15 protein-coding genes are annotated in these 9605 nt (G+C 64.0%); 1 reads left to right on the plus strand and 14 read right to left on the minus strand.

Going from position 1 to position 9605, the window contains the following annotated elements; all coding sequences use genetic code 11:
- Nucleotides 1–76: 76 nt before the first annotated feature.
- From PSA7680_RS09370 to PSA7680_RS09400, 7 genes are all read right to left on the minus strand, one after another.
- Complete coding sequence (locus tag PSA7680_RS09370) at nt 77–1093, minus strand: DNA-directed RNA polymerase subunit alpha (RefSeq protein WP_085868446.1); 1017 nt, start codon at nt 1091–1093, stop codon at nt 77–79.
- A gap of 114 nt (nt 1094–1207) precedes the next feature.
- Nucleotides 1208–1597, minus strand: coding sequence for a 30S ribosomal protein S11 (gene rpsK, locus PSA7680_RS09375; protein WP_085868447.1), 390 nt, complete (start codon nt 1595–1597; stop codon nt 1208–1210).
- Between the two features lie 15 nt (nt 1598–1612).
- Nucleotides 1613–1981, minus strand: coding sequence for a 30S ribosomal protein S13 (gene rpsM / locus PSA7680_RS09380; RefSeq protein WP_085868448.1), 369 nt, complete (start codon nt 1979–1981; stop codon nt 1613–1615).
- A gap of 202 nt (nt 1982–2183) precedes the next feature.
- The gene (locus tag PSA7680_RS09385) at nt 2184–2759 is read right to left on the minus strand and encodes an adenylate kinase (protein ID WP_085868449.1); all 576 of its coding nucleotides are present in this window, start codon (nt 2757–2759) and stop codon (nt 2184–2186) included.
- The gene (secY, locus tag PSA7680_RS09390) at nt 2756–4114 is read right to left on the minus strand and encodes a preprotein translocase subunit SecY (protein ID WP_085868450.1); all 1359 of its coding nucleotides are present in this window, start codon (nt 4112–4114) and stop codon (nt 2756–2758) included. The genes PSA7680_RS09385 and secY overlap by 4 nt, the downstream gene beginning before the upstream one ends.
- Before the next feature lie 107 nt (nt 4115–4221).
- Nucleotides 4222–4695 (minus strand): 50S ribosomal protein L15, encoded by a 474-nt coding sequence (rplO, locus tag PSA7680_RS09395; RefSeq protein WP_085868451.1) that lies wholly within the window; start codon nt 4693–4695, stop codon nt 4222–4224.
- Nucleotides 4696–4915: 220 nt separating this feature from the next.
- A complete protein-coding gene (locus PSA7680_RS09400) occupies nt 4916–5131 on the minus strand; it encodes a DUF1127 domain-containing protein (RefSeq protein WP_085868452.1) in 216 nt (71 codons plus the stop codon).
- A gap of 247 nt (nt 5132–5378) precedes the next feature.
- Between PSA7680_RS09400 and PSA7680_RS09405 the strand changes: the two genes are divergently transcribed.
- Nucleotides 5379–6377: a YHYH protein gene (locus tag PSA7680_RS09405; RefSeq protein WP_085868453.1), complete on the plus strand. Its 999-nt coding sequence runs from the start codon at nt 5379–5381 to the stop codon at nt 6375–6377.
- A gap of 27 nt (nt 6378–6404) precedes the next feature.
- Here the strand turns inward: PSA7680_RS09405 and PSA7680_RS09410 are convergent, their stop codons facing one another.
- From PSA7680_RS09410 to rpsN, 7 genes are all read right to left on the minus strand, one after another.
- The gene (locus PSA7680_RS09410; protein WP_085868454.1) at nt 6405–6923 is read right to left on the minus strand and encodes a hypothetical protein; all 519 of its coding nucleotides are present in this window, start codon (nt 6921–6923) and stop codon (nt 6405–6407) included.
- A 164-nt stretch (nt 6924–7087) separates the two neighbouring features.
- Nucleotides 7088–7276 carry a 50S ribosomal protein L30 gene (gene rpmD / locus PSA7680_RS09415; RefSeq protein ID WP_085868455.1) on the minus strand — a complete coding sequence of 63 codons (189 nt, stop codon included), beginning with the start codon at nt 7274–7276 and terminating at the stop codon, nt 7088–7090.
- A 12-nt stretch (nt 7277–7288) separates the two neighbouring features.
- Nucleotides 7289–7849: a 30S ribosomal protein S5 gene (gene rpsE, locus PSA7680_RS09420; RefSeq protein ID WP_085868456.1), complete on the minus strand. Its 561-nt coding sequence runs from the start codon at nt 7847–7849 to the stop codon at nt 7289–7291.
- 117 nt (nt 7850–7966) lie between these two features.
- Entirely contained in the window at nt 7967–8326 is a 360-nt protein-coding gene (gene rplR / locus PSA7680_RS09425; protein ID WP_085868457.1) for a 50S ribosomal protein L18, read from the minus strand.
- A gap of 11 nt (nt 8327–8337) precedes the next feature.
- Nucleotides 8338–8871: a 50S ribosomal protein L6 gene (gene rplF / locus PSA7680_RS09430; RefSeq protein ID WP_085868458.1), complete on the minus strand. Its 534-nt coding sequence runs from the start codon at nt 8869–8871 to the stop codon at nt 8338–8340.
- 11 nt (nt 8872–8882) lie between these two features.
- Nucleotides 8883–9275: a 30S ribosomal protein S8 gene (gene rpsH / locus PSA7680_RS09435; RefSeq protein ID WP_085868459.1), complete on the minus strand. Its 393-nt coding sequence runs from the start codon at nt 9273–9275 to the stop codon at nt 8883–8885.
- Between the two features lie 13 nt (nt 9276–9288).
- Nucleotides 9289–9594: a 30S ribosomal protein S14 gene (gene rpsN / locus PSA7680_RS09440; protein WP_085868460.1), complete on the minus strand. Its 306-nt coding sequence runs from the start codon at nt 9592–9594 to the stop codon at nt 9289–9291.
- Nucleotides 9595–9605: the final 11 nt, after the last annotated feature.

The following is a 9605-nucleotide window of genomic DNA, read 5'->3' on the forward strand; positions in this document are numbered from 1 at the left end:
CGGCATGCCCGTGTGTTCCCCGCCTGCGCGGGCATTGAAGGGGGCCGTCTACAGCCGGCCCCCGAACTCGTCAACCTCAGAATTGGTCTTCGAATTTCTTGGCCAGATCCTCGATGTTCTCCGGCGGCCAGTCCTCGACGTCCATGCCGAGGTGCAGGCCCATGCCCGAGAGCACTTCCTTGATCTCGTTCAGCGACTTGCGGCCGAAGTTCGGGGTGCGCAGCATCTCGGCTTCGGTCTTCTGGATCAGGTCGCCGATGTAGACGATGTTGTCGTTCTTCAGGCAGTTCGCGGAGCGAACGGAGAGCTCCAGTTCGTCCACTTTCTTCAGCAGAAGCGGGTTGAACTCGAGGCCGTCGTCGTCATCCTGACGCGAAGCGGCTTCCGGCTCGTCGAAGTTCACGAAGATCGTCAGCTGGTCCTGCAGGATGCGGGCGGCGAAAGCCACGGCATCTTCCGGCGCGATGGAGCCGTCGGTTTCCAGTTTCAGGGTGAGCTTGTCGTAGTCCAGAACCTGGCCTTCGCGGGTGGGTTGCACCTCGTAGGCCACCTTCTTCACCGGGGAGTAGATCGCATCGATCGGGATCAGGCCGATCGGGGCGTCTTCCGGCTTGTTCTTGTCGGCGGAGACGTAGCCCTTGCCGGTGTTCACGGTGAGTTCCATGAACAGGTCGGCGCCGTCGTCGAGGTGGCAGATCACGTGATCCTTGTTGAGCACTTCGATGCCGGCGGATTCAGCGATGTCACCGGCGGTGACGACCGAGGGGCCTTTCGCGGAGATGGACAGGCGCTTGGGGCCCTCCACTTCCATGCGCAGCGCCACGCCTTTCAGGTTCAGAACGATGTCCGTCACGTCCTCGCGGACGCCAGCGACGGAGGAGAACTCGTGCAGAACGTTGTCGATCTGGACGCTGGTGATGGCAGCGCCTTGCAGGCTGCTCATCAGCACGCGGCGCAACGCGTTGCCGAGCGTCAGGCCGAAGCCGCGCTCCAGCGGTTCGGCCACGATCGTGGCCTGACGTGCAGGGTCGTTGCCCGGCTTGACGTCCAGCTGGGTCGGCTTGATCAGTTCTTGCCAGTTCTTGTGGATCATGTGTGTCGCCTCCATTCTTGTTCCCGGCCCATGCCCAGCACGGGAACGCCCGAGGGTGTAATGACGAAAAATCGGGCCGCGCGAGAGCGCAGCCCGAAACTGGTGTGCCTGAGCTTAGACGCGGCGGCGTTTCGGCGGGCGGCAGCCGTTGTGGGCGATCGGGGTCACATCACGGATCGAGGTGATGTTGAAGCCGATGGCAGCCAGGGCGCGCAGGGCGCTTTCACGGCCGGAGCCGGGGCCTTGCACTTCCACTTCCAGCGTTTTCACGCCGTGTTCCTGGGCTTTGCGGCCTGCATCTTCGGCGGCCATCTGCGCGGCGTAGGGCGTGGACTTGCGGGAGCCCTTGAAGCCCATGGTGCCGGCGGAGGACCAGGAGATCGCGTTGCCCTGAACGTCGGAGATCAGGATCTTGGTGTTGTTGAAGGAAGAGTTCACGTGAGCAACGCCGGTGGCGATGTTCTTGCGCTCTTTGCGCTTCATGCGGGATTTATCGCGTGCCATGGATCAAGCCTCCCCTTATTTCTTCTTGCCGGCGATCGGCTTCGCCGGGCCCTTGCGGGTGCGGGCGTTGGTGTGGGTGCGCTGACCGCGAACCGGCAGGTTGCGGCGGTGACGCAGGCCGCGGTAGCAGCCGAGGTCCATCAGGCGCTTGATGTTCATCTGGGTTTCGCGGCGCAGATCGCCTTCCACCGTGTAGGTGGCGTCGATGTGCTCACGAATGGCCAGAACTTCGGCGTCGGACAGTTCGTTCACGCGGCGGGTCTGGTCGATCCCGACGGCTTCGCAGATCTGTTTCGCGGAGGTGTTGCCGATGCCCGTGATGTAGGTCAGAGCGATCGGGACGCGTTTCCCGGTCGGGAGGTTAACGCCAGCAATACGTGCCAAGTGTCATGTTCCTTTTACGTTGCGGTTCCGTAGCACCAGAACCTTTTTTCACAACGGAAGCCCGAAGGCGTTTCGCCCACGGGCCACTGCTGAATTCGATGTGGGTTGACTTGGAGCGAATCCCCAAGAAATCAATCCGATTCTCACTCGAGATGGGGTGATCTATGGGGTTTTGCAGCAGAGGTCAAGGCCCGGTTACACCCTAGCCGAGGATCTCCCTGATTGCCGCCGCCACGGCATCGATCTCGCCCAGCCCGTCGACCGTTCTGAGATCGCCCTTGGCGTAGTAGTAGCCGATCAGGGGCGAGGTCTTCTTGTAGTACTCCATCAGCCGGACCTTGAGGCTTTCGGCGTTGTCGTCGGCGCGGACGGGCTGGCCGGCGGCACGGGCCTCTTCCGCGCGGTTCACGATGCGGTCGATGAGCACGTCATCGTTCACCTGAAGCTCGATCACCGCGTCCAGCGACTGGCCGTGACGCTCCAGCAGCGCGCCCAGGGCGTCGGCCTGGGCGAGGGTCCGCGGGAAGCCGTCGAAGATGAAGCCCCCACCCTGCTCGCCTTCGAGCTTCTCTTCGATCAGCCCGATCACGATCTCGTCGGTCACCAGTTCCCCGGCATCCATGATGGCGGCAACCTTGTTGCCCATCTCGGTGCCCGAGGTGCGGGCTGCCCGCAGCATGTCGCCCGTCGAGAGCTGGATCATGCCGCGTTCTTCCACGAGCCGCCCCGCCTGCGTGCCCTTGCCGGCACCGGGCGGGCCAAGCAGAATGATGTTCATCGTCTTGCTGTCCCTTTTTTGCCGCCACGCTTCTTGCCGCGCAGCTGCGATTTTTCGATCAGCCCTTCATACTGGTGCGCCAGCAGATGGGACTGGACCTGCTGGATCGTATCCATCGTGACGGACACGACGATCAGCACGGAAGTGCCGCCAAAATAGAAGGGGATCGACAATTGTGAACGCAGAATCTCGGGCATAAGACAAACTGCCGCAAGATAGGCGGAGCCCAGAACCAGCACGCGGGTCACCACGTAATCCAGGTATTCGGCAGTCTTCTTGCCCGGGCGGATGCCGGGGATGAAGCCGTTCTGGTTCTTCAGGTTGTCGGCCACGTCATCGGTCTTGAAGGCCACGTTGAACGTGTAGAAGTAGGTGAAGAACACGATCATGGACGTGAAGAACAGCAGGTAGAGCGGCTGGCCGGGGCCGAAGTAGGCCAGGATGGTGGACATCACCGGGCCGGTGGCGCCGCCGGAGAAGGTCGCCAGCGTGGTGGGCAGCAGCAGCAGCGAGGAGGCGAAGATGGCCGGGATCACGCCCGCCGGGTTCACCTTCACGGGCAGGTGGCTGGAGCCGCCGTCATAGACCTTCATGCCGACCTGGCGGCGCGGATACTGGATGTGGATCTTGCGCAGCGCGCGCTCCATGAACACCACGAAGGCGATGAGCGCCACCATCATCAGCATGATGCCGATGATGACCACCGGGGAGATCGCGCCGGAGCGGCCCTGCGAAAGGAACTGGGCCAGAGCGGCCGGAACCTCGGCGATGATGCCGACGAAGATGATGAGCGAGATGCCGTTGCCGATGCCGCGCGCGGTGATCTGCTCACCCAGCCACATCAGGAACATGGTGCCGCCCACGAGGGTGATCACCGTGGCGGCGCGGAAATACCAGCCCGGATCCGTCACCAGATCGCCGGCCTCCAGCGAAACCGCCAGCCCGTAGGCCTGGAAGGTGGCCAGGAACACAGTGCCGTAGCGGGTGTACTGGTTGATCTTCTTGCGGCCCTGCTCGCCTTCCTTCTTCAGCTGCTCGAGCGAGGGCACCATGGCCGTCAGCAGCTGCACGATGATGGAGGCGGAGATGTAGGGCATGATGCCCAGAGCAAAGATCCCCATGCGGCCGATGGCGCCGCCGGTGAACATGTTCAGGATGCCGCCGAGCCCGGCGCTGGCCTGATCGATGAATTCCCGAAGCGCGTTCCCGTCGATCCCCGGCACCGGGATATAGGTCCCGAGGCGGTAGACGATCAGGAGACCGAGAGTGAAGAAGATACGCTGGCGAAGCTCGGTGGCCTTACCGAAAGCCCCCCAGCTCATGTTCGCCGCCATTTGCTCTGCTGCAGATGCCATCCGGCCCTCTTTTCGATACGTAAGCGCCGCCGGGTCCGTTTCCCGGATCCGGCGGCGCTTGGAAAACTGTAGGTTATGTAAGCGGCGTCAGGGCCGCTCACAAGCGCTTATTCAGCGGCTGCCGGGGTTGTGACCGTAAGAGAGCCGCCGGCTTTCGCCACGGCGTCCACGGCGGCCTTGGAGGCGCCGGTTACGGTGATGTCCAGCTTGGAGGTGATTTCACCCTTGGCCAGCACGCGCACACCGTCGAGCTTGCGGCGCACGAGGCCGGAAGCCACGAGCACGTCCTCGGTGATCGGCGCGGAAGCGTCCAGCTTGCCGGCTTCAACGAACTTCTGGATCAGGCCCAGGTTGATGACGGCGAATTTCTTGGCGTTCGGCTTGTTGAAGCCACGCTTGGGCAGACGCTGGTAGAGCGGCATCTGGCCGCCCTCGTAGCCCTTGATGGCCACGCCGGAGCGGGATTTCTGACCCTTGATACCGCGGCCTGCGGTCTTGCCTTTGCCGGAGCCGGGGCCACGGCCGACGCGCATGCGTTTCGGGGCTGCGCCGGGGTTGTCCCGGAGTTCATTGAGTTTCATGTCGCTTCTCCTTGCCGGATGTGACCCCTGAAGCGTAAGCGGGCCAACCACGGCGTTTCTTGCTTGTTGATTCTGCGGCTCCCAAGGCGCCACCGGGGGCGTATACGCTCCCCGCCCCGTGGTTGCAAGGGGCTAGGCCCCTGCCCCCGTGTCCGAACGCGAAACGCCCCCGGCGGGAGGTTCCGGGGGCGTTCGGCGTTCTCGGCTGTGAGCGTTGGGCTCAGGCGCCGTAGACGTGCTTGCGGGCGATGTCCGCGATGTTGTAGCGGCTGATGCCGATGTCGTTCAGATCGCGGTCGCTCAGGGCGTCCAGCTCGTTGTAGAGCTCCAGGTATTTGCGGCGCAGTTCGCGCTTGGCCTTGAAGCCTTCCAGCAGCTCGGCGGCGCGGCGCAGGGGGGCAAACTCGTTGTGGGCGGCGGTGTTGATGTAAGCCATTGTCTTTGTGTCCTTTCGTCGGGGCCGAACTGATTTTCGGCCGGTCACTGTTTCAGTCTCTTCCCTTGTGACCCAAAGATAGGACGCCCCGTTACCGGTAACAATCGCCGGAAGCGGCAACCCCGCCATGCGTTTTCTGCAAGTGCGAAATGGGTCCCCCCCCCGCCGGACCTTCCGTCCGTGCGCGTATCATGTTCGGGTGCCTCCGTTTTCCGGCGCCCGCCATTTGACGCAATAAGGGACAGACATGCATTTCAAACCCGCCCTCGCCGCAATCGCCGCAGTCGGCCTGGCCTTCCCCGCCGCCGCCCATGAGCATGACGAAAGCTCCGTTCTGGCCGCGCTGACCGAAGCCTTTTCCGGCGCGGATCTCGCGGCCGCGCCCAAGATCGTGGACTGCACGCTCTCCGGCGGCGCCAGGGCGCGCTGCCTGTCGCTCACCGTGCGCCCCGAACCGAGCGGCTACGTGCCCGGCCCCTGGTGCCCGACTTCCGCCGATGACGGCCCCGACGTCAGCGGCATCTGGCTGCACGACGGCCGCGTCTTCGATGCCGACGGCAGCTTCATGGGGCAGATCGCCGAGTTGTTCGATGATCCCGCCTGGCAGATGGTGGATCCGGATACCGGCAAGATCGCCGTCACCGACACGAAGGAGAAATGCGCGGCCGCGGCACGGCCCGACGTGGGCGCGGAATACGCCAACACCTGCGTCGAATGCCTGCCGGAGTATCTCGACCCTGATCTGACGGTCACCTACGTGATCCCGCTTCATCCGGTGCCCGCGCAGGCGCCCGCCCCCACCCGCGACGCCGGCTCCGGCGTGGCCTTCAACGGCATTCGCCTCGATGCACCCGCCCCGGTGGACGCGATCCTCGGCGCCTACACGATCGCGCCCTTCGACGATTGCGGCGGTCACATCAACCTGTTCGTCGGCTACCACTACCATGCCGCCACCGACTGCATCGGCGCCAGCGCCGGAGGCTCCGATGCCCACGCCGCGCCGGTAGGCCTGGCGATGGACGGCTACGCGATCTATCCCACGCTCTCGGACGAGGAAACCGCCGCCGCAGGGCTCGACTCCTGCTTCGGTCACGAAGCCGCGGGGCTCGGCTACCACTACCACGCAGGCCCGGCCGGCGGGAACGCCATCCTCGGCTGCCTGTCGGGCCAGTTCGGCTGCGTGCTCGAAGGAGGCGCCGGCCAATGCGACGCCAGCCAGCGGCGCGGCCCTCCGCCGCGGGACTGACGTTTCCGCCCGGATGGCGCGGCCCGGTCAGCCCAGCTGGGCCGCGTTGCACGCGGCGGCCATTTCCATCGCCTTCTTGGTGCCGGTCAGATCCACCACGAAGGCATACTCCGTCTCCGGGAACACGATCATCTGGTATTGCTGGGCGATGTCGGTGGCGAACTGCGGATCATCGCTCAGCACGTAGCCGCCGGAATAGCCTTCGGTGATGTTGCCGCGCATCCCCGTGGCCTCGCCGAGGTAGATGTGATCACCGATCAGGATGGCCACGGCCTCCTTCTCGCCCTTCTTGATGTTGGTGTCGGCCTTGGTGAACACGCCGACGTAGCCCACGCCGCGATCCTCGGTGAGCCCCATCTGGATCACGTTCTCCAGCGCGTCGACGCGCTCGATCAGGCAGGATTTGCGTTCCGCGTCGGCATAGACCTTCCAGCCCTCGACCTCGCCGAACTTCGTGTAGGTGGCGGCCAGGGCCGGCACGGCGGCTGCGGCAAGGGCGCACGCAAGGGCAGCGGGGGCGGCGAAACGGGAAAGTTGGAACGGCATGGCGGTATCCTCTGCAAGAAATCGGCCCCGGCCTGGCCGGGCCGGCTCCACCCTAGCCCGAAGCGCGGCACGGGGCGACAGCGCACCCCGCCGCAAGCGAAAAAGCGCCACCGGTTTCCCGGCGGCGCTTTCCCGAATTCACTTCTTGATCGCGAAGGCGGGGCTCAGCCGCGCTCTTCGATGATCTCCACGAGGTGGGGGATCTTGGCGACCATGCCGCGCACGGCGGGCGTGTCTTCCAGCTCGCGGGTGCGGTGCATCTTGTTCAGGCCCAGGCCCTTCAGCGTTGCGCGCTGGATGGCGGGGCGGCGGATCGGGGAGCCGATCTGCTTGACGACGATGGTTTTGGCCATGTTTCGCTCTCCTTACGCTTCGGCTTCAGCCGGCGCCTCATCCTTGTTCAGGATGTCGGCGACCTTCTTGCCACGACGCTGCGCGACCATGCGCGGGGAGGCTTCCTTCTTGAGGCCGTCCAGCGTGGCGCGGATCATGTTGTAGGGGTTCTGCGAACCGATGGACTTGGCGACAACGTCCTGCACGCCGAGCATTTCGAACACGGCACGCATCGGACCACCGGCGATGATACCGGTACCGGTCGGAGCGGTGCGCATGATCACCTTGCCGGCGCCGTGACGGCCTTCCACGTCGTGGTGCAGGGTGCGGCCTTCGCGCAGCGGCACGCGGATCATCTGGCGCTTGGCTTGCTCGGTGGCTTTGCGGATGGCCTCGGGGACCTCCTTCGCCTTGCCCTTGCCGAAGCCGACGCGGCCCTTCTGGTCGCCCACGACGACGAGCGCGGCAAAGCCGAAGCGCTTACCACCCTTCACGGTTTTGGACACACGGTTGATCGCAACCAGGCGATCTGCAAATTCCGGGGTTTCCTCGCGGTCGCGACGGTTGCCCCGGCGGTTTTCACGTTCTGCCATCTGGCATTCCTTTGATTGAGTGGCGCGCTTGGCACCGATGAACTCGATCCTTGGTGCAGCGGGGCGCGCGGCCCCGTGCCCGGATCATCGGGGCGGCCCGAAGGCCGCCCACAGGTCTTAGAACTTCAGGCCACCTTCACGGGCGGCGTCGGCCAGGGCCTTCACCTTGCCGTGGTAGAGGAAACCGCCACGATCGAAGTAGCACTCCTCGACACCCTTGGCCTTGGCACGCTCAGCGATGGCTGCGCCAACCTTGGCTGCGGCTTCGATGTTGTTCTTGCCCACAACGCCGAGATCCTTCTCGAGGCTGGAGGCGGAAGCCAGGGTGACGCCTTGCACGTCGTCGATCAGCTGGGCGCTGATGTTCTTGTTGCTGCGGTGCACGGACAGGCGGATACCACCGACGTTCCGGGCTTTGAGCTTGTTCCGAACGCGCAGACGGCGCTTCAGGAACAGGGTCCGTTTGCTGTTTGCCATTTTTCGCGTCCTTACTTCTTCTTGCCTTCCTTGCGGAAGATGTATTCGCCCTTGTAGCGGATGCCTTTGCCTTTGTAGGGCTCGGGCTTGCGCCATTCGCGGATGTTCGCGGCGACCTGGCCGACGAGTTGCTCGTCGATGCCCTCGATCACGATTTCCGTCGGTTTCGGAGCCGTCACGGTGACGCCGGCCGGAACCTCGAAGTTCACGTCGTGGGACAGGCCGAGGGAGAGCTTCAGGGTGTTGCCCTGCATCTGGGCGCGGTAACCCACACCCTGGATCTCAAGCTCACGCTTCACGCCGTTGGTGACGCCGTTCACGATGTTCGCGACCATGGTGCGGGACATGCCCCACTGCTGACGAGCGCGCTTGGACTTGCCACGCGGCTCGATGGTCACGACGTTGTCTTCCACCTTCAGGGTCACATCATCCGTGGCCGTGAAGCTGCGGGCGCCTTTCGGGCCTTTCACTTCGATGGTCTGGCCGGATACGGAAGCCGTCACGCCGGAGGGCAGTTCGACCGGTTTTTTACCAATACGAGACATTCCTGACCTCCTTAGAAGACGGTGCAGAGCACTTCGCCGCCGACATTGGCAGCGCGTGCGTTTGCATCCGACATCACGCCCTTGGACGTGGAGACAATGGAAACACCCAGACCCTGACGAACCTGCGGGATGTCCTTCGAGCCCATGTAAACACGGCGGCCCGGCGTGGAAACGCGCTTCAGTTCGCGGATGACGGGGGTGCCGTCGAAGTATTTCAGCTCGATTTCAAGGGTCGGGTGACCGTTGGCATCGGTGCCTTTCTCGTAGCCGCGGATGTAGCCTTCATCGACCAGGACATCCAGAACCCAGGCACGCAGCTTGGAGGCCGGGGTGGAAACACCGGTCTTGCCGCGCATTTGAGCGTTGCGGATACGGGTGAGCATATCGCCGATAGGATCGTTCATATCGTTCTCTCCCTTACCAGCTCGATTTCACCATGCCGGGGATCTGGCCGTTGGAGCCGAGATCACGCAGCGCAATCCGCGAGATTTTGAGTTTGCGGTAGTAGGCGTGCGGCCGGCCGGTCAGCTGGCAGCGGTTGTGCAGACGGGTTGCCGACGAGTTGCGCGGCAGTTTCGCCAGCTTCAGGCGCGCCTTGAAGCGCTCTTCCATCGGCAGGCTTTCGTCTTTCGCGATCTCTTTCAGCGCTTCACGCTTGGCGGCGTATTGCTCCACCAGCTTCTGGCGCTTCTTCTCGCGCTCGATCATTGCTTTTTTAGCCATGTCTCTCTCTC

It is taken from the genome of Pseudoruegeria aquimaris (assembly GCF_900172235.1).
Lineage (GTDB): Bacteria > Pseudomonadota > Alphaproteobacteria > Rhodobacterales > Rhodobacteraceae > Pseudoruegeria > Pseudoruegeria aquimaris.

Excerpts from the sequence above, each read along its gene's own strand:
- PSA7680_RS09370 (WP_085868446.1), bottom strand. The coding sequence starts at position 1,093 with ATGATCCACAAGAACTGGCAAGAACTGATCAAGCCGACCCAGCTGGAC.
- rpsK (WP_085868447.1), bottom strand. The coding sequence starts at position 1,597 with ATGGCACGCGATAAATCCCGCATGAAGCGCAAAGAGCGCAAGAACATC.
- PSA7680_RS09385 (WP_085868449.1), bottom strand. The coding sequence starts at position 2,759 with ATGAACATCATTCTGCTTGGCCCGCCCGGTGCCGGCAAGGGCACGCAG.
- secY (WP_085868450.1), bottom strand. The coding sequence starts at position 4,114 with ATGGCATCTGCAGCAGAGCAAATGGCGGCGAACATGAGCTGGGGGGCT.
- rplO (WP_085868451.1), bottom strand. The coding sequence starts at position 4,695 with ATGAAACTCAATGAACTCCGGGACAACCCCGGCGCAGCCCCGAAACGC.
- PSA7680_RS09400 (WP_085868452.1), bottom strand. The coding sequence starts at position 5,131 with ATGGCTTACATCAACACCGCCGCCCACAACGAGTTTGCCCCCCTGCGC.
- PSA7680_RS09405 (WP_085868453.1), top strand. The coding sequence starts at position 5,379 with ATGCATTTCAAACCCGCCCTCGCCGCAATCGCCGCAGTCGGCCTGGCC.
- PSA7680_RS09410 (WP_085868454.1), bottom strand. The coding sequence starts at position 6,923 with ATGCCGTTCCAACTTTCCCGTTTCGCCGCCCCCGCTGCCCTTGCGTGC.
- rpmD (WP_085868455.1), bottom strand. The coding sequence starts at position 7,276 with ATGGCCAAAACCATCGTCGTCAAGCAGATCGGCTCCCCGATCCGCCGC.
- rpsE (WP_085868456.1), bottom strand. The coding sequence starts at position 7,849 with ATGGCAGAACGTGAAAACCGCCGGGGCAACCGTCGCGACCGCGAGGAA.
- rplR (WP_085868457.1), bottom strand. The coding sequence starts at position 8,326 with ATGGCAAACAGCAAACGGACCCTGTTCCTGAAGCGCCGTCTGCGCGTT.
- rplF (WP_085868458.1), bottom strand. The coding sequence starts at position 8,871 with ATGTCTCGTATTGGTAAAAAACCGGTCGAACTGCCCTCCGGCGTGACG.
- rpsH (WP_085868459.1), bottom strand. The coding sequence starts at position 9,275 with ATGAACGATCCTATCGGCGATATGCTCACCCGTATCCGCAACGCTCAA.
- rpsN (WP_085868460.1), bottom strand. The coding sequence starts at position 9,594 with ATGGCTAAAAAAGCAATGATCGAGCGCGAGAAGAAGCGCCAGAAGCTG.